Annotated in this window: 22 protein-coding genes; 12 read left to right on the top strand and 10 right to left on the bottom strand. The window is 33.0% G+C overall.

Features of this window, described 5'->3' with window-relative positions:
* Nucleotides 1-62 precede the first annotated feature (62 nt).
* On the top strand, nucleotides 63-428 hold the full coding sequence (locus tag AC4FRF_RS04285; RefSeq protein ID WP_491158228.1) for an HRDC domain-containing protein: 366 nt from the start codon (nucleotides 63-65) through the stop codon (nucleotides 426-428).
* A gap of 81 nt (nucleotides 429-509) precedes the next feature.
* On the opposite strand, the gene AC4FRF_RS04280 is transcribed toward AC4FRF_RS04285, so the two are convergent.
* From AC4FRF_RS04280 to AC4FRF_RS04245, 8 genes are all read right to left on the bottom strand, one after another.
* The gene (locus AC4FRF_RS04280; RefSeq protein WP_491158227.1) at nucleotides 510-695 is read right to left on the bottom strand and encodes a hypothetical protein; all 186 of its coding nucleotides are present in this window, start codon (nucleotides 693-695) and stop codon (nucleotides 510-512) included.
* A gap of 79 nt (nucleotides 696-774) precedes the next feature.
* Complete coding sequence (locus AC4FRF_RS04275; protein ID WP_491158226.1) at nucleotides 775-1,293, bottom strand: ferritin; 519 nt, start codon at nucleotides 1,291-1,293, stop codon at nucleotides 775-777.
* A 110-nt stretch (nucleotides 1,294-1,403) separates the two neighbouring features.
* Nucleotides 1,404-2,090, bottom strand: a complete 687-nt coding sequence (locus AC4FRF_RS04270) for an HAD family hydrolase (RefSeq protein ID WP_491158225.1) — start codon at nucleotides 2,088-2,090, stop codon at nucleotides 1,404-1,406.
* 10 nt (nucleotides 2,091-2,100) lie between these two features.
* Nucleotides 2,101-2,973: a DMT family transporter gene (locus AC4FRF_RS04265; RefSeq protein WP_491158224.1), complete on the bottom strand. Its 873-nt coding sequence runs from the start codon at nucleotides 2,971-2,973 to the stop codon at nucleotides 2,101-2,103.
* A 92-nt stretch (nucleotides 2,974-3,065) separates the two neighbouring features.
* Nucleotides 3,066-4,574, bottom strand: coding sequence for a hypothetical protein (locus AC4FRF_RS04260; protein ID WP_491158223.1), 1,509 nt, complete (start codon nucleotides 4,572-4,574; stop codon nucleotides 3,066-3,068).
* Between the two features lie 163 nt (nucleotides 4,575-4,737).
* Nucleotides 4,738-6,798: a methionine--tRNA ligase gene (gene metG / locus AC4FRF_RS04255; protein WP_491158222.1), complete on the bottom strand. Its 2,061-nt coding sequence runs from the start codon at nucleotides 6,796-6,798 to the stop codon at nucleotides 4,738-4,740.
* 331 nt (nucleotides 6,799-7,129) lie between these two features.
* A complete protein-coding gene (locus AC4FRF_RS04250) occupies nucleotides 7,130-7,993 on the bottom strand; it encodes a DUF3037 domain-containing protein (protein WP_491158221.1) in 864 nt (287 codons plus the stop codon).
* Nucleotides 7,990-8,778 (bottom strand): HipA family kinase, encoded by a 789-nt coding sequence (locus AC4FRF_RS04245; RefSeq protein ID WP_491158220.1) that lies wholly within the window; start codon nucleotides 8,776-8,778, stop codon nucleotides 7,990-7,992. The genes AC4FRF_RS04250 and AC4FRF_RS04245 overlap by 4 nt, the downstream gene beginning before the upstream one ends.
* Before the next feature lie 230 nt (nucleotides 8,779-9,008).
* On the opposite strand from AC4FRF_RS04245, the gene AC4FRF_RS04240 reads away from it, so the two are divergent.
* The 9 genes from AC4FRF_RS04240 (at nucleotide 9,009) to proC (ending at nucleotide 18,082) form a co-directional block, all read left to right on the top strand.
* On the top strand, nucleotides 9,009-9,179 hold the full coding sequence (locus AC4FRF_RS04240) for a hypothetical protein (RefSeq protein ID WP_491158219.1): 171 nt from the start codon (nucleotides 9,009-9,011) through the stop codon (nucleotides 9,177-9,179).
* Nucleotides 9,180-9,321: 142 nt separating this feature from the next.
* Nucleotides 9,322-9,861, top strand: a complete 540-nt coding sequence (locus tag AC4FRF_RS04235) for a DMP19 family protein (protein WP_491158218.1) — start codon at nucleotides 9,322-9,324, stop codon at nucleotides 9,859-9,861.
* A 116-nt stretch (nucleotides 9,862-9,977) separates the two neighbouring features.
* Entirely contained in the window at nucleotides 9,978-11,366 is a 1,389-nt protein-coding gene (locus AC4FRF_RS04230; RefSeq protein ID WP_491158217.1) for a sensor histidine kinase, read from the top strand.
* Between the two features lie 184 nt (nucleotides 11,367-11,550).
* Nucleotides 11,551-12,822, top strand: coding sequence for a serine--tRNA ligase (serS, locus tag AC4FRF_RS04225; RefSeq protein ID WP_491158216.1), 1,272 nt, complete (start codon nucleotides 11,551-11,553; stop codon nucleotides 12,820-12,822).
* A gap of 100 nt (nucleotides 12,823-12,922) precedes the next feature.
* Complete coding sequence (locus AC4FRF_RS04220) at nucleotides 12,923-14,701, top strand: tetratricopeptide repeat protein (RefSeq protein ID WP_491158215.1); 1,779 nt, start codon at nucleotides 12,923-12,925, stop codon at nucleotides 14,699-14,701.
* A gap of 66 nt (nucleotides 14,702-14,767) precedes the next feature.
* On the top strand, nucleotides 14,768-15,079 hold the full coding sequence (locus AC4FRF_RS04215) for a DUF4286 family protein (RefSeq protein ID WP_491158214.1): 312 nt from the start codon (nucleotides 14,768-14,770) through the stop codon (nucleotides 15,077-15,079).
* 93 nt (nucleotides 15,080-15,172) lie between these two features.
* Nucleotides 15,173-15,952, top strand: coding sequence for a 16S rRNA (adenine(1518)-N(6)/adenine(1519)-N(6))-dimethyltransferase RsmA (gene rsmA / locus AC4FRF_RS04210; protein WP_491158213.1), 780 nt, complete (start codon nucleotides 15,173-15,175; stop codon nucleotides 15,950-15,952).
* Nucleotides 15,942-17,291 (top strand): magnesium transporter, encoded by a 1,350-nt coding sequence (gene mgtE / locus AC4FRF_RS04205; RefSeq protein WP_491158212.1) that lies wholly within the window; start codon nucleotides 15,942-15,944, stop codon nucleotides 17,289-17,291. The genes rsmA and mgtE overlap by 11 nt, the downstream gene beginning before the upstream one ends.
* Nucleotides 17,292-17,302: 11 nt before the next feature.
* A complete protein-coding gene (gene proC, locus AC4FRF_RS04200) occupies nucleotides 17,303-18,082 on the top strand; it encodes a pyrroline-5-carboxylate reductase (protein WP_491158211.1) in 780 nt (259 codons plus the stop codon).
* A 79-nt stretch (nucleotides 18,083-18,161) separates the two neighbouring features.
* Here proC and AC4FRF_RS04195 read toward each other — a convergent pair whose 3' ends face one another.
* Nucleotides 18,162-19,202 (bottom strand): glycoside hydrolase family 43 protein, encoded by a 1,041-nt coding sequence (locus tag AC4FRF_RS04195; protein WP_491158210.1) that lies wholly within the window; start codon nucleotides 19,200-19,202, stop codon nucleotides 18,162-18,164.
* 623 nt (nucleotides 19,203-19,825) lie between these two features.
* Between AC4FRF_RS04195 and AC4FRF_RS04190 the strand changes: the two genes are divergently transcribed.
* Both AC4FRF_RS04190 and AC4FRF_RS04185 read left to right on the top strand, forming a co-directional pair.
* Nucleotides 19,826-20,770, top strand: coding sequence for a 2-hydroxyacid dehydrogenase (locus AC4FRF_RS04190; protein WP_491158209.1), 945 nt, complete (start codon nucleotides 19,826-19,828; stop codon nucleotides 20,768-20,770).
* A 96-nt stretch (nucleotides 20,771-20,866) separates the two neighbouring features.
* Nucleotides 20,867-21,148, top strand: a complete 282-nt coding sequence (locus AC4FRF_RS04185; RefSeq protein ID WP_491158208.1) for a TM2 domain-containing protein — start codon at nucleotides 20,867-20,869, stop codon at nucleotides 21,146-21,148.
* Nucleotides 21,149-21,212: 64 nt separating this feature from the next.
* Here the strand turns inward: AC4FRF_RS04185 and AC4FRF_RS04180 are convergent, their stop codons facing one another.
* Nucleotides 21,213-23,015, bottom strand: a complete 1,803-nt coding sequence (locus tag AC4FRF_RS04180; RefSeq protein ID WP_491158207.1) for a GNAT family N-acyltransferase — start codon at nucleotides 23,013-23,015, stop codon at nucleotides 21,213-21,215.
* Nucleotides 23,016-23,049 lie beyond the last annotated feature (34 nt).

Raw genomic sequence — 23,049 nt, 5'->3', positions numbered from 1 at the left:
TGAATATCAAAGTTTTTAATATTCGCCTTAATAAAGAATTTTGTGAAGAAGACCAAAATCTAATGAATAGATTTCTTGACTCGGTTGAAGTTAAACTTACTTCTGCAAATTTTATAACTACTGAGACTGCAAATTTTTGGTCAGCCGTTGTTTTTTATGAATCTAAAAAAGAAAAGAAATCCACTGACAATTTTGATGAATTAACTTTGGAAGAAAAGAAAATTTATTCAGCTTTAAAAAAATGGAGAAGCGATTTATCAGAAAAACTAGGCTGGTCTGCCTTTAAAATTTGTCACAATTCTCATTTGGTCTCTATCTCTAAAGCAAAGCCAGAAACTTTAGAAGAATTAAAACTCATAAAAAGTTTTGGAAAAACCAGAACTGAAAATTATGGAGATGATATTATTTCGGTTTTGAATGCTCTTTAAAAATTCATAAACCTTCTATTTTTAAAATAATAACTATTTTATAAAACAATGCCCTCTCAATAGAAGGGCATTGTATTTTATTTAGGCTACTTTTTGAATCAAATCGTACATTGGGCAACGTTTGCAACGCTTGCTTTCGGATTTTTTGAATTTTTCACAACAAGAAGATTTACAACTTTCTACTTTCTTGATGACAACTAGAGCTTCGTTTTTCTTTTTGTCTTTCTTCTTCTTTTTCCTGTCTTTTTCTTTTTCTTTCTTGCCCATCTTGCCAGTAGTTTAAAACTGAGGCAAATATAAATGAAAAAATGTTATTTTTATGTATTCTAAATAAACTTTAACTTTTTTATTTTGGATTAATAGCAACAGAACTTGTTACTGTTAATTGTTGAATATCGCGATCAAACAAATACAAACCTCCTTTATCATCACCAATAAGGTTAATTTTGTCTAAAATTGTTTTAGCGGTAGCTTCTTCTTCTATTTGTTCAGACACATACCATTGTAAAAAATTGTGTGTTGCATAATCTTTCTCTGAAAAAGTAATATGAACCAATTCGTTAATCGAATCAGAAACAAAAACTTCGTGCTCATATAATGCTTCAAACATTTCTTTGAAAGTAGTGTAGCTTGTTTTAGGAGCTTTCAAATCGGTTATTTGTGCGTGTCCGCCACGTTCGTTTACGTAACAAATTAATTTAAGCATGTGAGCACGCTCCTCATCAGACTGTGCATACATAAATTGCGAAATCCCTTCTAAACCGTTGACTTCAGCCCAACAAGCCATTGCTAAATAGGTTTGAGAAGACTCCGCTTCAATTCGAATTTGTTTGTTTAATGCAGTTTCTATATTTTTTTTTAACATAAATCGAGTTTTTATTGGTTAGACTTCGAGTAAAGTTAGTAAAAATCGCATAAAATCCTTTGTTTGAAAAGCATTTTGATTTTTATTTAACGAACTATAGCAATTAGTATTTAATCTAAAAAGTCTAGAATCTCTCTAATTTTTTCAAAAGAACGAAAGTTTACATGTTTCACTTCATGATCAATTTTCTCATGTGCCCAGGTAGTGTGAAACGGAACATGTGCTGCATGTCCACCAATAGCTAAGACAGGCAAAACATCTGATTTTAGGGAATTTCCAATCATGTAAAATTCGGTTGGTTTGATTTCCAGACGCTTAATCAAATCCAGATAATCTTGTTCCTGCTTGTCAGACATGACTTCGATATGATGAAAATATTTACCCAAACCTGAATTATGCAATTTACGTCTTTGGTCTAGCAAATCGCCTTTTGTGGCAACCACTAATTTGTATTTTCCATACAAAGCTTCCAATGTTTCTTCGACTCCGTCTAAAAGAACAATTGGTTTGTCTAATAATTCTTTTCCGTATTGAATAATTTTGCCAACAACCTCAACCGGAATCGTATTGTTCGAAATGCTCATAGCCGCTTCAATCATCGAAAGAATATAGGCTTTAATTCCGTAACCATAGATGGCCAGATTTTTTATTTCAATTTGGAAAAGTTCCTGAGAAATACTTTTGTGTGATAGGTAATCGCTCATTAATTCACAAAATTTTTCTTCTGTTTCCAGAAAATAAGTTTCGTTAACAAATAAGGTATCGTCGGCATCGAAAGCAATAACTTTAAAAGGCATATAATTTGTTTTAATTTTTAAACCAAAGGGTTTGGTTGTAAAAAGTGATTCGTATTCCTAAAAGTAGAAAAATACCGCCAATAATCATATGCCAATTTATATTTTCATCTAAAAATAACCAAGCTAAAAAAGTAGCCAGTACTGCTTGTCCCAACAAACTCAGCGAAACTCTTGTGACTCGTAAATGTTGAGTAGCATAACTAATAAGCAACCAAGCAGTCAATTGACAAACACCACCTTGGACAAATAGAACTAACCAAGCAGTATTAGAAAAGCCACTAAACGTTTCTCCTGTGGCCCAACAAACAATTCCAAGAAACAAGCTAGAGGACAACAAAACAATACTCATAAAACTCAGTACATCCACTTGGGATAAGATATTTTTGCTGATGAGAATATAAGTGGCGTACAACATTCCAGAAAGTAAGGCTAAAACAAAGGCTAGATCAAAATTAAGTTGGCTAAAAGTATCAAAACCCACTAAGGTCAACATTCCAAAAAGCGCTATTGCTGTACCCATCCAAAAGTTCGAACTAGGTCTATTTTTCAAAAACACAAATGAGCCTATTCCCACCCAAACCGGCGAGAGATTAGCCAATAAAGTAGCTTGCGTAGCACTAGATTTTTGAATGGCAATATTCCAAATAGCGATATCTGTGGCAAAAACAACACCACTAATTATGGCAAGTATAAGAAGATTTGTTTGGAGGAGTTTAAATTTCTTAGTAACAATAATATAAGGTAACAACAAAACTGCCGCAATGAACATGCGATAGAATGCCGAAATCAATCCATTGGTAAAATGCAATCGTACCAAAATTGGAAATATCGAAATACAAAGTAATCCAAGCGCTAAAGCTAATTTAGGTTTTGCATTTGTCATTTGCCAAAAATAGCAATTGATACAATAAAAAGTATAGCAAATACATATTCTTAATTAAATTTTTTATTTTATAGAATTAAATGCAAATAATATTAATTTTCAAATTCAATAATGTTATACTTTTTATCTAAATCATTAAGATATGATAGATAAAATTTGTTATTATGTCTGTAAATGTTTTTAAGATTTAATCCCCATTCCAGTTTTTTTTCCTTTTCTATGAATTCTTCTTGTTCATGAATTTTGTCAAAAATATTTTTTTTAGCCACACCTTCTATATGATTGAAATTATCATCAAACAAGCAATCTATACGCGTAGATTTTGTATAAGAATAACTATTATATGCCCCCATAAACGGGTTAAATGAAGCCGCAAAAAACATCCCGCCACCCATAGCAAACCCACCTATTGGTATACCGCCCATAGGCATCATACCAAAACCTCCTCCTCTAGTTTGCTCAACACATCCGCCTACTGTAATTTGTTGAATATTATTATTAACAAAAGCAACAATACCGAGTCTTCCGTTACTCACTTTTCTTAAGAATTTTGATGATTTTTCTAGTTCTCTAACTCTTTTATTGTCTTTAAACCATATTGAACTATTTTCTTGAATAATAGACCCATTTTTAAAAGGAATGCTATCATTAGCATCCGAAATATATAGTTCTTTAATTAATATGTTGTCATTAAAGTTTTTTGCCGTTAATTTCATCTCTTTTGATGAACATACTGCTTGATACAAAACACCATTATTGTATAATGAATTATGTGATGCGGAACTATAAGGTAAATCTAATTTAGGTTTTTCAAAAACAATATCTTTTTTTGAAAAATCGGTCGTATTAACACTTACAACTGTTGTTTTATCATTTTGATTATCAAAACTAAAAATGAGTTCGTCATTAATTTGATATAATTTTACTTTTTTTGAAGTAGATTCGATAGCGCTAGGACTGTTGAGATCAATTTTTGTAAGTGAACCATTACTACCCCAAACATTTGAAGTCAATAATTTATAGGGAGTATCATTAATAACAACATCTCCAGAAAAATAATTATATGAAACTGTACTAAAATCAACCGCATGCTTTAATAATTGTTTACCTCTAGTAAATTCATAGAAGTTAACGTAATCTGTTTTTTTCTCGGAAGTCATTAAATAAAAAACATCATTATGGGTAATTGCTTCTACGTATTTCTCATCTTCAAGTTTAAAATCTAAAAGCAATTGTGTTACAGTTCCAGATTTAAAATTAAACTCTATGTATCCAAATTTTTTATCGGTATTATTTTTAAAAAAAACACAATAAGTATCACCTTGAATAGAGTAACCAATGAATGTTTTAAATTTTCGATCTAATTTTTCACCAGCTAATGTCCCTATTTGTTTAAATTGTTCATCTAGTAATATTAAAATGGTTTTGTCTTTATCTTCAATCAATAAAACTAACTCTTTAGTTTTATTATTTGAAATTGCAATAGATTCCTTGTCGCTGAAGAAATCACTTGAATACGAAACAGGAAAAGAGGCAACTTCCTTTTGAGCTTTAATAGACAAACTCATCAGTAAAATAAAGCTAAATAATAGGTTTTTCATGGTACAAAAATTACGAGCGAAATATAATACAATTTATAATATTCATGCATTTTTTATCAATATTTTTTTAACAGTAACACAAAAAAAACCAGCATTCAATAATACTGGTTTTATAATCAAACTATCTTAAATAAAATTTCAAAGAATCTTGATGCTAAGAAAACTAATTTATCGTTTCTCCATTCCCAACACCATCAGTATCTGGATTTACAAAAACTAATTTTCCTTCGGCATTATTAGTCATCAGAATCATTCCCTGACTTTCGACACCTCGTAATGCTCTTGGAGCCAGGTTGACTAAAACAGTTACTCGTTTTCCAATGATATCTTCTGGTTTAAAGCTCTCGGCAATTCCCGAAACAATCGTACGAACGTCAATTCCAGTATCTACTTTTAATACCAATAATTTATTGGCTTTTGGCATTTTCTCTGCTTCTAAAATCGTTCCTACACGCAAATCCATTTTAGCAAAATCCTCAAACTGAATCAAGTCTTTCTGAGGTTCCGCTTTCTTGTTTTCGGCAAGGTTCGCCGTTTTAGTTGCTTCCAGTTTGTCTATTTGTTTTTGAATTTCTTCATCTTCAATTTTAGCAAAAAGCAATTCGGCAGCACCAATTTGGTGTCCGGCTGCTAATAAGTCTGAAGTTTCAGTAATAGTATTCCAGCTTACTTTAGATTCTATATTTAAGATTCTGGATAATTTTGTTGCTGTAAACGGCAGGAAAGGTTCGCAAAGTGAACTTAAAGCAGCAGCAATTTGCAAAGCCACATACATCTGTGTTTGCACGCGTTCCGGATTGTCTTTAATTACTTTCCAAGGCTCTTCGTCAGCTAAATATTTATTTCCTAAACGAGCCGCATTCATCATTTCGCCCAAAGCTTCTCTAAAACGGTATCTTTCAATAGAACTCGAAATCACCGCTGGATAGGCTTTTAATTCGGCTAATGTTTGTTCATCTACTTCCGAAAATTCATTTGGAGCAGGAACAACACCGTTATAATATTTATTGGTTAACACCACCACACGATTGATGAAATTTCCAAAAATCGCTACTAATTCATTATTGTTTCTTGCTTGGAAGTCTTTCCAGGTAAAGTCATTGTCTTTAGTTTCCGGCGCGTTGGATGTCAATGCATAGCGCAACACATCTTGCTGATTTGGAAATTCTTCCAAATATTCGTGCAACCAAACCGCCCAGTTTTTAGAAGTCGATAATTTATTTCCTTCCAAGTTCAGGAACTCATTGGCAGGAACATTGTCTGGTAAAATATAACTTCCCTCGGCTTTTAACATTGCCGGGAAAATTACACAATGGAAAACAATATTATCTTTCCCGATGAAGTGAACCAATTTCGTTTTTTCGTCTTTCCAGTATGGCGTCCAATCTTTTCCTTCTTTCGCAGCCCATTCTTTGGTGGACGAAATGTACCCAATAGGTGCATCAAACCAAACGTATAATTTTTTTCCTTCAGCACCTTCCACCGGAACATCAATTCCCCAATCCAAATCACGAGTTACCGCACGAGGCTCTAATCCACCGTCGATCCAGGATTTTACCTGTCCGTAAACATTGTGTTTCCAGTCGTTTTTATGTCCTTCCAGAATCCATTCTCTCAGGAAAGCATCGTATCTGTCCAATGGCAAAAACCAGTGTTTCGTAGATTTCATGATAGGAGTTTCTCCCGTAATAGTCGATTTTGGATTAATCAAATCGGTAGCATTTAATGTCGAGCCACATTTTTCACATTGGTCACCATACGCTTCTTCGTTGCCGCATTTTGGACAAGTTCCCATCACAAAACGATCTGCCAGAAATTGATCCGCTTTTGCATCGTATAATTGTTCAGTTACTTCTTCAATAAAATCACCGTTATCATATAATTTCTTAAAAAATTCCTGAGCTGTATCATGATGAATTTGAGCCGAAGTTCGAGAATAATTATCAAATGCAATTCCAAAATCAGAGAACGATTTGCGGATAATACCATCGTATTTATCGATTACTTCCTGAGGTGTAATCCCCTCTTTTTTAGCTTTCATCGAAATGGCAACGCCGTGTTCGTCGCTTCCGCAAATAAACAAAACATCTCTTCCTTGCAAACGCAAATAACGCGAATAAATGTCCGCAGGAACATAAACTCCCGCCAAATGCCCAATATGTATGGGTCCGTTCGTATAAGGCAAAGCCGCCGTAATGGTATATCTTTCTGGATTCTGTATCATGATTCAAATAAATTGGCTGCAAAAATAAGGAATCCAATTTTATTTGGAGCAATTTAACTTCGTTGAATCTTCGAACTCTACTATAAATATTAAAGATAGGTGAAGATGCCCTTCCTTTTATTTAAGAAAAAAAATAATTTTTTTTTTTCACTTCTATCGGGGCTAAGAAATCCGAGTTTGTAAAAATGTTTCATCCCAACTTAACTATAATAATCAAATACAATATCTGAAACAGTTATAGACTTCTTAATTCGCTATAGACCACCCTTTAAGAATGTATTTTTCACGAAACAAAAACAAATTATTTTTACAGTTGTAATATTATTGTATACTATTCAGTAATAGCCTTTATAGCTTTTAATGAATATAAATCTATTTCTTTTTCTTCAACTAATTTAGCATGTTTGATTTTCTCTAATAACGAAAGAGCATGGTCATATTCTTTAAATAGAGATTTTGATTGAGGTCTACCAATTATTAAATCATATCGCAAATTATTTTTCTCAGCTTCATTTTCTAAATCAATAAATTGTCCCAAATTTTTATATGCTTTTTCTGCAATACTTTTCGATTCTTTAAGGTCAAAACTTATAGCTTTTACGAGGTTTAGAGTTCCATTTTGCCACCCATAATCAAATTTAAATTCATTACCAGTTTCGTTTTTTATAGTATAATCAACATAGAATTTTTTCTTACCTCTATTAATCATATTGAAATCTAATCCTTTTAGATTTTTATAAAATTTATTTAGAAGTTCAGGTTCCTTGGGCTGATTACTTTGGTGTTTTAAATCATCAATTAAAAATTTTTTTTGTAGAACATTTTCAATAAAATCATTTTCGAAATCAAGCTGAAAATCATCCTTATAATTTGAAAACTGTAAAACACTACCGTCAACAGGTAATAGATATTTTGAAACAAATGATGATAAGTCATCAATTTCTAATTTATGAAATACATCGTCATTCAGGGAAAATCTTTTTATTCTTTTTTCAATTTGTTTAAGATATTCTTTAATTGTTCTTTCTGGAACATTATCATAAATATATTTTATACGACTTAAATTTTTTGAATAATTAAATGAGAATTTACCAGTATTACTATAAAATATCAACAATCCAATATTCAAACTCTCATCCAAAAAAGGAGAGTGTTTGTATTTTAGAATGCAATATTTGTAAAAATCTGTTTTCATTTTACTATACTATTTAAATGTTTATAAATAGACTCTCTCTTCTCTTTTGCCCAAGCGAAAAAAGATAAATATTTTTCCCTTTCACCATAGTTGATGTTTAAAGAATCTAATTGATCAAAAATATAAATAAACTTTTCAATATTCAAATATTTTAACATCTCTAAAAATTCATCAAAAACACCATTTTTTAATCTCATACTCTTTAAATGAGTAATAACTAAATGGCGTTGATATGGGTAATTTTGTAGATAAGTAAAGTAATTAGGATCACTATATAAATTATTTATAAAAGGTAATGTTTGTTCATGATCAATTAATAAAATTTCGTCATCATTAACTAGTAAGTTTGGTTTATTTCTAAACCCACCTCTATCACTATTAATTATTACATTATCAAAAGCAAATAAATTTGCAATATCATATGATTTAATAAATTGCAATGAAACTAGAGGATTAAAGATAACAAATTGACCATTAAACTCACTACAAAATTTATAATTTTTATCTAACAAAGCTAGTTCCTCAGGCTCGAAATATTTTGACAACAATTCGTTTTCAATGTTTATTAGCGCATAATTAGGAACAGGTAAATTAAATTCCTTAGCAAGTTCACAAATTAAAATTTCTTTAGCAACAGAATAATTTTGTTCTACATAATTTGTTTTAAAAAGCTTCATCACGTATTGATTAGCTTTACCGGTATTGTCAACAGCAGTAATTAACAAAGGTTTTGAACTACCCCCATCAATAAATCCATCGATATGTACAAGTTTTAAAATCTGCATATAATATTTTTCGAGTTTGAAAAGTAATATTTTTCACTAACAAATCAATACATTTATACATTTTTTTTCTAAACTCTAGATTAGTTTTTAATAATATGTCATAATTTAAAAGCAGATTTTTTAAGTTAAAAAACCAATAAGAACAATCATTATTTTATATTGAAACGAATTAAATCCGTTTGAATCATTCCTTTCCTATCTTTGCAAAACAGATTTAAAGAAAATAAATCATGCCCAAAGGACCCGAAAAAAACACCAAAAACAAGGCTTTACATACCAAATTATTGAATCGGAAAAAGGCTAAACTACAAGAAGAAAAAGCAGCAAAAGCAGCACGAATGAAAGCTTTGGTTACCAAAATGAATCAGCAAAAGAAAAATGACGAATCTAATGCTGAATAAATTTTAGCTTTAAACAATCTGCGTAATTTGCGGTTAAAAATGTTTTAGCTAATACAATTCCAAAAAAAATCCGTGCTAATCTGTGAAATCCGTGGCAAAAAAAACGAAATTTGCTCACAAACTCCTTTAAAAAATCTCAAAAATGGAATTCGGAAGCATCATTATCTCAGAAAACGCAGCCAATAGCGAAAACCCTCAAGACGTTATCAACTCTAACATTTCGGTTATCAACCTGATGCGTGAGGAAAAAATTGACGACGAATTCATTCACGAAGATGCTTTAATGAGTTATTACCTGGATTATTATGTAGCGCAACATATCGAAGGCAACTTTGCACAATTTGTTTACAAATCGGGCTGGAATAAAGAACTGAACGAATTAATAGAAGAAGGCTTGCAGTTAATTGGTGCCGAAAAGCATTTGGAATTATTCCAACAACAAGCTAAAAAAGTCCGCTTGATGAGTAGCGTAAAGCTCAACAAATTCTTAAATGGAAAACTTGAAGGCGTAAATCCAACAAGAGATTTACTCAACACCGATACTTTCTTCGAACTGGAAGAAAACCTTATGGAACTTAATGCTGCATTTTTATTAAACCATCCCGACACTCAGGTACTTTCAGTGGATGCTATGTTTGAACTTTTAGAAGATTATTTAGGTCGCGAAATCAAGAGAATGTAATAGATTAAATTCGACGCTGTCTCCAAATATTGCAGTATTTGTTAGGATACTTTCAAAATAAGTATATTTTTGTAATACCTGTTAGTTATAAGTCCTATAGAAAAATGTAGTTGGTTATGGAGATTCTAAATCAATTTTTAAAATTATTTGCATTAGACATCCGCAATGTAATGGGATTGTTGTTTTGGGGAAATTTTGCTCTGGCAACACTTGTTTTTACTTTTCGATTCACACTCAGCAGTAAGGATACTAAAACCCATTTATTGGTATTTGGTTTTTCTAAAATTTTTCAGTCTTTTGCTTGGTTAGCATTTTTTCTCAGAACGGACACCGTTACATTCAATCCTGTAAATATTGTTATTCCCAATACTTTAGTTTTTGCAAGTTATTATCTGGAATCTATAGCAATGCTTATGATGGTAAATAGCTCTAAAAAAGCCTATCGGATACAAGCCGTACTTTTTGCTGTTATGTTGTCTGCTTTTTATTTGGCAGTATGGTGTGAGGCGGCAGCTAATATTCGGGTAGCTCTAGCTTCGTTTGTAATTTTTATAATGCTGATAATACCTGCTTTGCGATTTTTAACCGAAGCCAGAAGCAGTATGTTTAAAAAAATACTGGGTTTTAATTATTTTATTCTGTTAATTGCAGTGATTTTCAGAATCATTTATCCTTTTTTTAAAACCTCAACAAGCCTTTATTCTGTTGATCCCGCACAGCAGATTATATTTTTAATCATATTTCTGATGATGATTATAAGCGGAGTAGGATATTTGCTTTTACTTCAGGAAGAAAAAGAATTGCAGGTTAAGAAATTACTCGAGGATAAAAACAGATTTTTTTCAATTATTGCGCATGATTTAAAAGGCCCCTTTAATGGGATTATTGGACTTTCGGAATTATTATTAGAAGATGAGACCCATACTAATTATAAAGAAACCAATGAATATATAACGTTAATTCATCAGTCTTCCAAAAGTGTGTCTTCGTTGCTGGATAATCTTTTAACCTGGGCACAATCTCAAACAGGAAGTCTTGGATTTAATCCTCAAAGAATAGAAATCAGTCCAGTGGTTGATAAAGCAATCCATCTGCTGGCGAATGTTGCTAAGAATAAAAACATAACCATTCATTCTGAAATTACAGCTCGGGAATATTTTTTTGCTGATAAAAACATGTTAGAAACGATCTTTCGAAACCTAATTTCCAATGCTATAAAATTTACTGAAACTAATGGAGAAGTAGTGCTTTCCATGACAAAAGAAAATAACACGCTGGTATTTTCGGTCAGAGATAATGGTATTGGTATTGCTCCTGATAAAATGGCGTCTTTGTTTGCAGTTGATCATCTGCACACAACTGTAGGAACGAATGATGAAACCGGTACAGGATTAGGATTGATGTTGTGTAAAGATTTTATAGAAAAACATGGCGGTGTTATATGGGTGGAAAGTGAGCCAGGAAAAGGAAGTGATTTCAGGTTTAGCATCCCGGATTCCATTTAATTCTGCTAACGCTTTTTAATACTCCGGATACATACAAAGCCAAGTGAGACTTGGCGAATCTCAGCGAAAGGCTGGTCTGATTTTGAGAAATAGTTTTTTCGTCAAAACTTTGTCTTAGAAGTCTCAAACATTTCCTTAAATTTGCTACCGTTATTAGAAATTTTATAGTTATAAAAATCCAACTATGTTACAAATTGCATTTATTAGAGAGAATCAAGAAAAAGTAATCCAAGCTTTGGCCAAAAGAAATATGGATGCCAGAACAGTTGTGGAAGAAGTGGTAGAACTTGATGAGCGTCGTCGTGCTACGCAAGTAGAATTAGACAACATCTTAGCCGAATCTAATAAATTGTCCAAAGACATCGGGGAAATGATGAAAGCAGGTGAAAAAGCCAAAGCTGCCATCTTAAAAGAAAAAACGGTTACTAATAAAGAAAAAAGCAAAAAGCTAGCAGAAACAGCTGATGCTATCGCTGCCGAACTTACTGAAAAATTATACACTTTACCTAACCTACCGGCTGATATTGTTCCCGAAGGAAAATCAGCAGATGACAACCTGAATGTTTTTGAAGCAGGCGAAGTACCTGTTTTACACGAAGGAGCACAACCGCACTGGGAATTGGTAAAAAAATACGATATTATTGATTTTGAATTAGGAAATAAAATCACAGGTGCAGGATTTCCGGTTTACAAAGGAAAAGGAGCGCGCTTGCAACGAGCCTTAATCAATTATTTTTTAGACAAAAATACTGCTGCCGGTTATAATGAAGTACAGGTGCCTCATTTTGTAAACGAAGCTTCCGCTTACGGGACAGGACAATTGCCGGACAAAGAAGGGCAAATGTATCATGATGCTACCGATAATTTATATTTAATTCCAACGGCTGAAGTTCCGGTAACCAACTTGTTCAGAGATGTAATTTTGAACGAAAGTGAATTCCCGATTCTAACTACAGCTTACACGCCTTGTTTCCGTCGTGAAGCAGGTTCTTACGGAGCACATGTACGTGGATTGAATCGTTTGCACCAATTTGATAAAGTAGAAATTGTACGCATCGAACATCCGGAAAAATCATACGAAGCTTTAGATGGAATGGTAGAACACGTAAAAGATATTTTGAACGAATTGAAATTACCATACCGAATTTTACGTCTTTGTGGTGGCGATATGGGATTTGCTTCCGCTTTGACTTATGATTTTGAAGTGTATTCTACAGCGCAAGAACGTTGGTTAGAAATCAGTTCTGTTTCTAACTTTGAAACTTTTCAGTCTAATCGTCTAAAATTGCGTTTCAAAGACAAAGACGGAAAAAACCAATTAGCGCATACCTTAAACGGAAGTTCATTGGCTTTGCCTAGAGTTTTAGCAGGAATTATAGAAAACTACCAAACTCCAGAAGGAATTGTAATTCCTGAGGTTTTGCGTCCGTATTGCGGATTTGATATTATCAACTAATTTTAGTTCTGTTTACCGCAAATTCGCAAATTATTTTTTAAGTTTAATAAAAATAAAATTTGCGAATTTGCGGTAAAATATTTTCGAAATAAATCGAATAATGAAAAAACTATTTCTACATATTGCCTTATTTTTTTCATTGATTTGTTTTGCTCAAAACGAGCAATTAGCACAGTATTATTACGACAAAGGAGATTTTGAAAAAGCAAAAATCAGTTACGAGGAATTGTTAGAAAATGTTCCTCAGAACATGCAGTATTTTCTACGCACAATAGATTGCTACCAGCAATTACAACAATTTGATATTGCAGAAAAGGCAATCCAAAACCGATTGACTAAATACAATCAAGGCAGTCTTCTGGTCGAATTAGGCTATAATTACCAATTGCAAAAAAACGATGTTAAAGCCAAAAGCTATTACGAGCAAGCAATCGAACGCATTCGCAAAAACCCTAATGAAGTTTACGGAATTGCGAATTCTTTTGAAAAGAAAGTACAATTAGAATATGCCTTAAAAGCCTATCAGACAGCCACTGAAATTCAACCCAATTTTAATTTCAATTACCAGCAAGGTTTACTTTACGGACAATTAGGCAATTTCGATAAAATGATTGTTACATTTCTGGATGAAGCCTATGCTAATCCTCAAAATTCGATTGTGATTCAAAATCAATTGTCGCGTTTTATGACCGATGAAGCCGATGCTACTTTTAGCGATGCTTTGCGAAAAGCCTTGATTTTAAAGGTTCAAAAAAGTCAGGATTTATTTTGGAACCGGTATTTGAGTTGGTTTTACGTGCAACAAAAAGAGTTTTCGAAAGCATTCATTCAGGAAAAAGCCATTTACAAACGCAATCCCGAATCGCTTTCAACTATTTTAAATTTGGCAAACTTAACCATTGAAGAAGACAACCAAGACGTTGCTAAGGAAATCTTAGATTTTGTTATTGAAAACACTAAAGATTTAGGATTGTTGATTCAGGCACATAGCTATTTAATTGATTTAAAAATCAAGAAAGCTTCCGAAAAAGATTTTGCAAGCATCAATCAAGAAATTGAAGCTTTGTTGAAGGAATTTGAAATAAGTCCTTTTAGCTTATCTTTGCAGCTGATTCAGGCACATTTTGTATCATTTCAATTAAAAAAACCAGAGCAAGGAAAGGAAATTATAAAAAAGGCTTTGGAAATGCGACTAAACAATTACGAGGTGGCTCAAGCCAAAATGGAATTGGCAGATATTTTGCTTTTTGAAGAAAAGTTCAATCAGGCATTATTGTATTATTCGCAAATTGAAATGGATTTAAAAAATGATGCTGTAGCGCATGAAGCCAGTTTAAAAGCAGCTAAAACCAGCTATTTTAAAGGTGATTTTGTCTGGGCATTGAAACAATTTAAGGAACTGAAATCGGCAAATACACAGTTAATTGCTAATGATGCCTTAGAATATTTTTTATTGATTAATGACAATACCGTTGCCGATTCGACACAAACTGCCCTAAAAGCATTTGCTAAAGGCGATTATCTGTTGTATCAAAATAGAGATCAGGAAGCCATTGCTCAATTTCAATTGGTTTTAAAATCATTTAAAGACCAAGAAATCGAAGCGGTAACCCAATTGCGACTAGGGAAAGTCTATGAGAAAATTGGCGAATATAATTTGGCTTTAAGCCAATACCAATCGATAATAGATCATCACAGCGATGGAATTTACATTGATGAAGCATTATTTTTTTCGGCAGAAATCTATAGCAAAAAATTAAACGAGCCCGAGAAAGCCAAACCGCTGTACGAGAAGATTATTTTTAATCATCCAGACAGTATTTATTTTGTGGAAGCCAGAAAAAAATTCAGAGAATTGAGAGGAGATAAAAATTTATAAAAAGTTTAATCGGTTAACTGTTTATTGGTTTAACCGAATTAACGATTTAACAAATAAACAAAGAAGATGATCATATACAACGTTACCACTAATATACACGAAAGCGTTCATGACCAATGGATGATTTGGATGCAACACAAACACATTCCTGAAATGCTGGCAACTGGTAAATTTACCAATGCCAAATTAGTTCGTGTTTTAGTTGAAGAAGAAATGGGAGGTGTAACCTATTCGGCACAATTTACAACAGATAGTTTAGCGACTTTAGAAAAATTCTATCAAGAAGACGACGCGGTACTTCAAGCAGAAGGACAAAAACTTTTTGGCGAAAAAATGCTCACTTTTAAAACAGAATTGCAGGTCATTTCAGAACACTAAATAGAGTATTCAGAATGCATTTGCAAGGAAAATTCTAAAAGGAATATAAAAATACTTAGCGCCTTAGTGCCTTTGTAGCAAACAACAAACAACATGGATAAAGTAAAAGCCAAAAAACACCTTGGACAACATTTCTTAAAAGACGAGAGTATCGCCAAAGCCATTGCCGACACTTTGAGTTTAGAAGGATATGATGATATATTAGAAATAGGACCTGGAATGGGCGTTTTGACCAAATACATGTTGGACAAAGCTATCAATACCTATGTAATTGAAATTGACACCGAATCAGTAACTTATTTGGAAGCCAATTATCCAAAATTGCATGGAAAAATTATCTCGAAAGATTTTTTAAAATACAATATCAACGAAGTTTTCGAAAACAAGCAATTTGCTATCATTGGAAATTTTCCATACAATATTTCAACTCAAATAGTATTTAGAGTTTTAGAGTTTAGAGACCAAATCCCCGAATTTTCAGGTATGTTTCAAAAAGAAGTAGCCGAGAGAATTTGCGAGAAAAAAGGAAGTAAGGCGTATGGTATTTTATCTGTTTTAGCTCAAGCTTTTTACGATACCGAATATTTATTTACGGTTGACGAAAACGTATTTAATCCGCCACCAAAGGTGAAATCAGGAGTAATGCGCATGCGCAGAAAAGAAGATTACAGCTTGCCTTGTAGTGTAAAACTATTCTTTACGGTAGTAAAAACTGCTTTTCAACAACGCCGCAAAACTTTACGTAACAGTTTAAAAACACTGGATTTATCGGATAATTTGAGAGAAGATAGTATCTTTGACCTCCGTCCCGAGCAATTAGACGTAGCACAATTTATCGAACTTACTCAAAAAATAGAAGCCGATGGAATTTAAAATCAGTAAAGACTTAATACTCGAATTAAAGCAACACATTGCAGCCAATAATGATAAGGAACTAGAATCCTTACTTAATGACATGCACCATGCTGATATTGCCGAGGTTTTGGACGAACTTGATTTTGATGAAGCCACTTATATTTTTAAGGTTTTAGATAGCGAGCAAACCGCAGAAATCCTTCTTGAATTAGAAGATGATTTGCGTGAAAATATATTAAGCCGTCTTTCGGCAAAGGAAATTGCCGAGGAGCTAGACGAATTAGACACCAATGATGCTGCCGACATTATTGCCGAACTTTCTCAGGACTTAAAAGCCGAAGTAATCTCGGAGCTTCAAGACGTAGAACACGCCAAGGACATCGTGGACTTATTGCGTTATGACGAAGATACTGCCGGAGGTTTGATGGGAAAAGAGTTGGTAAAAGTCAACGAAAACTGGAATGTTTTAACCTGCGTCAAAGAAATGCGTATTCAGGCCGAAAATGTTTCCAGAGTACATTCTATTTATGTAGTAGATGACGAAAACCGATTAAAAGGGAGACTTTCGTTAAAAGATTTATTAACTACTTCGACCAAAACTCATATTAGCGATGTTTATATTCGAAAATTAAACTGGGTAAAAGTAGACGATAAAGATGTTGAGGTAGCGCGAATCATGCAAAAATACGACTTAGAAGCCATTCCTGTAGTGGACGAATTGGGTCGGTTAGTAGGACGTATTACCATTGACGACATTGTAGATGTAATTAAAGAAGAAGCCGAGAAGGATTACCAATTAGCGGCGGGTATTACACAAGACGTAGAAACCAATGACAGCATTTTAGAATTAACTAAGGCGCGCTTGCCATGGTTGCTCATCGGAATGGTGATTGAATTGATAGCTTCTATTGTATTAAAGGGTAATGAAGATGCATTTAAAAAATATGAGACTTTAATCATTTTTGTACCTCTGCTTTCAGCAACAGCTGGAAACATTGGAGTACAAGCTTCGGCAATCGTAGTACAAGGATTAGCTAACGGATCTTTAAAACAGTTTAGCCGTGTTTATTTTAGTAAAGAAGTCTCGGTAGCTATGATCTCAGGTAGCATTATCTCTTTATTATTACTAGGTTATCACTCTGCCATGTATCAACAATATTTAGTAGGACTTGCCATTTCCATTTCCATGCTTGTAGTTATTTTATTTGCTGCAACATTAGGAACCTTAGTTCCGCTTTTTCTTCACAAAAACAAGATTGATCCTGCTATTGCAACAGGACCGTTTATAACTACTGCTAATGACATTTTTGGTATCATTATTTATTTTGCATTAGCAAAAATGATTTTAGGAATTTAAATAATTTTTTAATGAAAGTACACATAATAGGAGGAGGTAATTTAGGTGCTGCTATTGCATTAGGAATGGCAAAAAACGCTACAGAACACCAAGTTACAGTAACCAGAAGAAATACCGAAAGCATTCTATATTTAGAAAAATTAGGTGTTACTGTTTCTTCAGATAACAAGCACAACATTCAAGAGGCTGACATCATTATTTTAACCATAAAACCGTATCAGGTAGATACTGTTTTAGCTGAAATTCTTCCCGTTATTTCCAATAAAATAATTGCTTCAGGAGTAAGCGGCTTGTCTATTGATGCCTTGCAAAATAAAATTGGCGAAGACCATCAAGCAATTCGTATTATGCCTAACATTGCGGCACAATATGCGGCTTCGGCAACTTGTATTTCTTTTAATGAAAAACATACCGAAGAAGGTCAAAAATTAGTAGCTATTTTCAAAGACTTAGGAACAGCTCCTGTTATTGACGAAAAATTAATGGATGCTGCTACGGTATTAGCCGCAAGCGGAACCGCTTTTGCATTGCGATATATTAGAGCTTCTATGCAAGCCGGTATCGAAATTGGTTTTGACTGGAAAACGGCTTTAGCAATTTCGGCTCAAACAGTAAAAGGAGCTGCCGAAATGGTTATGGAAGAACAAATTCACCCAGAACAATTAATTGATAGAGTAACTACTCCTCAAGGCTGTACAATTGCAGGATTAAGCGAAATGGAATCTCATGGATTTAGCTCGTCATTAATTCGCGGAATTAAAGCGGCTGTAAAGAAAATTAAAGGAGTTTAATTACTCATTTTATACCATACAAAAAGGGCTTCTCAATAATTGGGAAGCCCTTTTTTCAATATAACTAAAAGTGTAAAAATTATTTCTTTTTTGTTTTCAATGCCATCTCATTGTCATCTAGTTCCTGACCAAAATCAGGCATGCCATCCTTAGTCCATTTTATCACCCTGGCGCGTGTATGACGGTTAGGATCTGATAAAGCATCACCTTTTATTTTTTCATAATCACGGGCATGATAAATCATCACATCGGTTTTTCCATCTTCGGCAACGGTAAAACTATTGTGTCCAGGACCATAACGCTTGAATTTTTCATTGGTAAAGAAAACAGGCTTATCCAATTTCGTCCATGATTTTGGGTCTAATAAATCTGCTCCTTCATTGGCCCAGAGCAAACCAATACAATAAGTAGCATCAGTAGCACTAGCCGAAAAAGCTAAAAATACTTTTCCATTTCTAACTAAAACCGCTGGTCCTTCATTTACTTTATAAGTGTGCTGTTCCCAATCGTATTGTGGTTCACTAATAACTACTTGTTTTTCTCCTACTGTAGTTGGGCTTGTCATTTTAGCAATATACAAACTGGTGTTAACTACTTTTCCAAGCCCTCTGTCTACCCAAATTAAATAACGTTGTCCGCCTACTTCAAAAGTGGTAGCATCTAAAGAGAAGACATCTCCTTTGGTAACAATCTTCCCTTCTTCTTTCCATTCTCCTTTTGTTGGGTCTTCTGAAGGATTAGACAAGGCATATTTGTGAATACTCCATTTGTCTTCGGCAGAACCTGCTGCAAAATAAATATACCATCTACCATCTATTCGGTGCAATTCTGGTGCCCAAATATGATTTCCCATTTCTCCTTTGTTATGCTTACGCCAAACTACAACTGCCTTAGCATCTTTAATACCATTTATAGTTTTAGAACTACGTATTTCAATACGATCATATTCAGGAGCTGTTGCAATAAAATAATAGATCCCATCAGTTCCTTTGGTTACAAATGGGTCTGCGCGTTGCAAAGCCAGTGGGTTATTAAATTGATTTTTTTTAAGCTTTTGAGAATTCATTGTCATTCCAAAAAGGATAAAACTAAACAAAAAACTAAGACGTAAAAAACTCATAACATGATCCTTATAAGGTTACAGTATATTATTTTAAATTAAATGTAAAACATACATTTAAAAACCAAGCTGTAAATATAGTTTTTTTAAGACATGGTTTATTGAAAATTTAAAAAAAGTTATTGAAAATTCATCTTTTTAGTCTTCAGTAATTTGTAAAAAAAATAACATATTCCATTGATAATCATGTATTTCACCTATGAAAAATGCATTACATCGAATATTTACCTACTTGCTTTTATAAAAGTATAAATAGCCGTATATTTATACAAGCGAACCCCGTCTACACCTAACTTTTCTTGTTAATGGTTTAATTTGTTACTAACACTAAATAAGCATTATTATGAAAAAGTTATTCAACATGTTTTACGACAAGATTTCACGTTTCTTATTCGGAGACGAATCAGTAGTAAGATATTAAAAGAAAGAGAAACGGTAAAAAAAGAGCGTATGTAAAAAACATTACTTTAGGTTTGATTAATTCAACAGAGAACCATTTCTGAGTTTGTATAAATTCAGAAATGGTTTTTTTGTTTTCTATATTGAACCGCTTTAATCCATTTGCAATAAAGCAACAATCCTTATTTTTTTGTTATTTTTGACAGCTCAACAAACAAACAAAAATGAATATCAAAATTCTTCACATAGACAGTAATCATCCCGTTTTAATGCAACAATTGCAAGAATTAGGTTTTGAAAACCATGAAGATTTTTCCTCGTCTAAAGAAATAATAGAATCAAAAATTAAAGATTACCATGGAATCGTAATTCGTAGTCGGTTTAAAATTGACAAAACTTTTATAGACAAAGCAACTAACTTACAATTTATCGCTCGTGTAGGCGCTGGATTAGAAAGTATTGATTGCGATTATGCCACTTCTAAAAACATTCATTTAATAGCCGCTCCTGAAGGCAATAGAAATGCCGTAGCCGAACATACTTTAGGAATGATTTTATCGCTATTTAACAACTTAAATCGTGCCGATAGGGAAATTCGTTCCGGGCACTGGAATAGAGAAAGCAATCGCGGTCATGAATTAGATGGAAAAACCGTGGGAATTATTGGGTATGGAAATATGGGGAAATGGTTTGCTAAAAAACTCAGAGGTTTTGATGTGGAAGTACTCTGTTATGATATTAAAGAAAATGTAGGCGATGTTAATGCCAGACAGGTTTCGCTTGGCGAATTACAGCAAAAAGCAGATGTATTGAGTTTACACCTGCCTTGGACTCCTGAAACTGATAAAATGGTCAACACCAACTTTATTAATGCTTTTGCAAAAGCATTTTGGATTTTTAATACCTCAAGAGGTAAAAACATTGTAACAGCCGATTTAGTTGGCGCCTTGCAATCTGGAAAAATATTGGGAGCAGGATTAGATGTTTTGGAATACGAAAAACTTTCATTTGAAACCTTATTTCAGGATAAAAACACACCAGAAGCTTTCCAATATTTATTAGATGCTGACAATGTACTATTATCGCCTCATGTGGCCGGATGGACATTTGAAAGTCATGAAAGATTAGCACAGGTAATTGTAGATAAAATCAAAAAAATCTATTTTTAAATAATACGCAACACCATTATTTACAAGCACATACATTTTATTTTTTAAATAAAATTTCATAAATTTAAGGATTGATAATCACTAAATTATGGGATTATGGAAAATTCAAAATACGAACACTGGAATCAACCGCAGCACTATGAAGAAGACAACAAAAGACTGGCTGCTGGATTATTAGCTATCATTTTAGGGCCATTTGGAATTCATAAATTCTTATTGGGTTATACTAAAGAAGGTGTCTTTTGGCTTTTTCTCAGTCTAATTAGCTTTGGTTCCATAACAGGCTTATTAGGACTAATAGAAGGCATTATTTATTTGACAAAATCAGATGATGAATTTTACAGAACTTACCAAATAGGACGAAAACCTTGGTTTTAAAAAACAAAAAAGTCTCAACACTATAATCGAATTGAGACTTTTTTATTGATGTTTATTGAGAATCTTACTCCCCTTTTTCATTAAATTTTCTTTCTAGTTCCGTTTGAAATTCTTCCATTACAGGTTTCATGGTACTTTCTGGGATATCGGCAATTCTAATGTACATTAAACCGTCTACAGCATTATTGAACAATGGATCAACATTAAAAGCAACCACCTTAGCATTTTGCTTAATGTACTTTTTAATCAATACAGGCAAACGAAGTATACCTGGTTCTAACTCATCAATTATTTTATCAAACTTATTCAAATCGGCTTCCGTTTCATTAAAGATAAAATCCTTATCAGCATCTTTCAATTTAACCTTATAAGCTTTTTTAGGATGAATATATTGTGCTATGTATGGATCGTAATAATTCGATTTCATGAACTCAATCATCAATGATTTAGAAAAATCAGAAAATTGATTGCTAATACTTACGCCACCAATAAGGTATTTATGTTCTGGAAAACGCAAGGTAGTATGGATGATTCCCTTCCATAAAAGGAAAAGCGGCATTGGTTTTTGCTGGTATTCTTTGATGATAAATGCACGTCCCATTTCAATAGACTGATGCATCGTTTCAAACAATTCTGGTTCAAAACGAAACAGCTCATTCAAATAAAAACCTTCAATTCCGTATTTTGGATAAATTTCAGAACCTAATCCCATTCGATAGGCTCCGGCAATTTTTTGCGCATCATCATCCCACAAAAATAAATGATGATAATATTGATCAAACTTATCTAAATCAATCGATTCATTCGTTCCCTCTCCTACTTCTCTAAAAGTGATTTCTCGCAAACGTCCCACCTCGTGTAAAATACTCGGTATTTTATCAGCAGCAGCAAAGAAAACTTCGTAATTCTTACTTTGTAATAATCGGCAATCTGTTTTTCTTAAAGTATCAACTTCCGAAATAATTTTTTCTTCATTCGCTGGAGTAGCAATTTCCTTCGGATTTTTAGGCAATTTTAAATTAGTAGAAGTCAATAATTTACTTTCCTTATCAAAAGGATTGGCCAACATATAGGTTTTTTTTCTCAAGAATTCTGAATAAGATTCTATAGTGTCGTATTCATTTTGTTCAGCAACCGAAATGGGTTTTCCAATTCTAACCTTAATAACTCTATTTTTTTGGCTAAACAATTCTGACGGCAATTTAGCCGTACGCAAAGTACCACTGATTTTAGAAAGCAGATAAAACAGACGACTATTTTTAGCATGAAAATAAATAGGTACCACAGGAACTTGAGCTTTTCGAATTACTTTGATAGCTCCTTCTTCCCAAGGTTTGTCCACAATAAGTTGGCCGTCTTTATAACTGGAAACTTCTCCAGCAGGGAACATCCCAAGGGGTTTTCCATCACTTAAATGACGTAAAGTTTCCTTTATCCCAACCACACTGGATTTTACATCCTTATGATTTTCAAAAGGATTTACCGGCATAATATATTGTTTTAATGGCTCTATTCGATGCAAGAGAAAGTTGGCTATAATTTTAAATTTAGGCTCTCTTTCTAACATTAATTTCAACAACAAAACCCCATCAATTCCTCCCAGTGGATGATTGGAAATGGTAATATAAGCACCATCTTTAGGTAAGCGTTTATAATCTTCTTCTGGAATTTCAAATTTTATTTGTAAATCGTCTACAACACCATTCAAAAAATCAATTTCTTTTAAATGTTTGTTACGATTATAGACTTTATTTAGTGTAGAAATCTTGAGTACCTTCATCAACAACCAACCGGAAAAAGTCCCTAAAACTCCGTATTTATCAACATTAATTGCTTTTGCAACTTCTTTGGCGGTAACTAAACCCATTTATTTTTTATTTTTTGAGCGAAAAACAAAGATA

The sequence above is a fragment of the Flavobacterium sp. ST-158 genome (assembly GCF_058309975.1).
The sequence above is the reverse complement of the archived record's forward strand: the minus strand, read 5'-3'. Positions and strand labels throughout refer to the sequence as shown.

What these genes read in the sequence shown, in the direction of transcription:
- AC4FRF_RS04285 (WP_491158228.1), top strand. Translation starts at nt 63, where the DNA reads ATGAATAGATTTCTTGACTCGGTTGAAGTTAAACTTACTTCTGCAAAT.
- AC4FRF_RS04280 (WP_491158227.1), bottom strand. Translation starts at nt 695, where the DNA reads ATGGGCAAGAAAGAAAAAGAAAAAGACAGGAAAAAGAAGAAGAAAGAC.
- AC4FRF_RS04275 (WP_491158226.1), bottom strand. Translation starts at nt 1,293, where the DNA reads ATGTTAAAAAAAAATATAGAAACTGCATTAAACAAACAAATTCGAATT.
- AC4FRF_RS04270 (WP_491158225.1), bottom strand. Translation starts at nt 2,090, where the DNA reads ATGCCTTTTAAAGTTATTGCTTTCGATGCCGACGATACCTTATTTGTT.
- AC4FRF_RS04265 (WP_491158224.1), bottom strand. Translation starts at nt 2,973, where the DNA reads ATGACAAATGCAAAACCTAAATTAGCTTTAGCGCTTGGATTACTTTGT.
- AC4FRF_RS04260 (WP_491158223.1), bottom strand. Translation starts at nt 4,574, where the DNA reads ATGAAAAACCTATTATTTAGCTTTATTTTACTGATGAGTTTGTCTATT.
- metG (WP_491158222.1), bottom strand. Translation starts at nt 6,798, where the DNA reads ATGATACAGAATCCAGAAAGATATACCATTACGGCGGCTTTGCCTTAT.
- AC4FRF_RS04250 (WP_491158221.1), bottom strand. Translation starts at nt 7,993, where the DNA reads ATGAAAACAGATTTTTACAAATATTGCATTCTAAAATACAAACACTCT.
- AC4FRF_RS04245 (WP_491158220.1), bottom strand. Translation starts at nt 8,778, where the DNA reads ATGCAGATTTTAAAACTTGTACATATCGATGGATTTATTGATGGGGGT.
- AC4FRF_RS04240 (WP_491158219.1), top strand. Translation starts at nt 9,009, where the DNA reads ATGCCCAAAGGACCCGAAAAAAACACCAAAAACAAGGCTTTACATACC.
- AC4FRF_RS04235 (WP_491158218.1), top strand. Translation starts at nt 9,322, where the DNA reads ATGGAATTCGGAAGCATCATTATCTCAGAAAACGCAGCCAATAGCGAA.
- AC4FRF_RS04230 (WP_491158217.1), top strand. Translation starts at nt 9,978, where the DNA reads ATGGAGATTCTAAATCAATTTTTAAAATTATTTGCATTAGACATCCGC.
- serS (WP_491158216.1), top strand. Translation starts at nt 11,551, where the DNA reads ATGTTACAAATTGCATTTATTAGAGAGAATCAAGAAAAAGTAATCCAA.
- AC4FRF_RS04220 (WP_491158215.1), top strand. Translation starts at nt 12,923, where the DNA reads ATGAAAAAACTATTTCTACATATTGCCTTATTTTTTTCATTGATTTGT.
- AC4FRF_RS04215 (WP_491158214.1), top strand. Translation starts at nt 14,768, where the DNA reads ATGATCATATACAACGTTACCACTAATATACACGAAAGCGTTCATGAC.
- rsmA (WP_491158213.1), top strand. Translation starts at nt 15,173, where the DNA reads ATGGATAAAGTAAAAGCCAAAAAACACCTTGGACAACATTTCTTAAAA.
- mgtE (WP_491158212.1), top strand. Translation starts at nt 15,942, where the DNA reads ATGGAATTTAAAATCAGTAAAGACTTAATACTCGAATTAAAGCAACAC.
- proC (WP_491158211.1), top strand. Translation starts at nt 17,303, where the DNA reads ATGAAAGTACACATAATAGGAGGAGGTAATTTAGGTGCTGCTATTGCA.
- AC4FRF_RS04195 (WP_491158210.1), bottom strand. Translation starts at nt 19,202, where the DNA reads ATGAGTTTTTTACGTCTTAGTTTTTTGTTTAGTTTTATCCTTTTTGGA.
- AC4FRF_RS04190 (WP_491158209.1), top strand. Translation starts at nt 19,826, where the DNA reads ATGAATATCAAAATTCTTCACATAGACAGTAATCATCCCGTTTTAATG.
- AC4FRF_RS04185 (WP_491158208.1), top strand. Translation starts at nt 20,867, where the DNA reads ATGGAAAATTCAAAATACGAACACTGGAATCAACCGCAGCACTATGAA.
- AC4FRF_RS04180 (WP_491158207.1), bottom strand. Translation starts at nt 23,015, where the DNA reads ATGGGTTTAGTTACCGCCAAAGAAGTTGCAAAAGCAATTAATGTTGAT.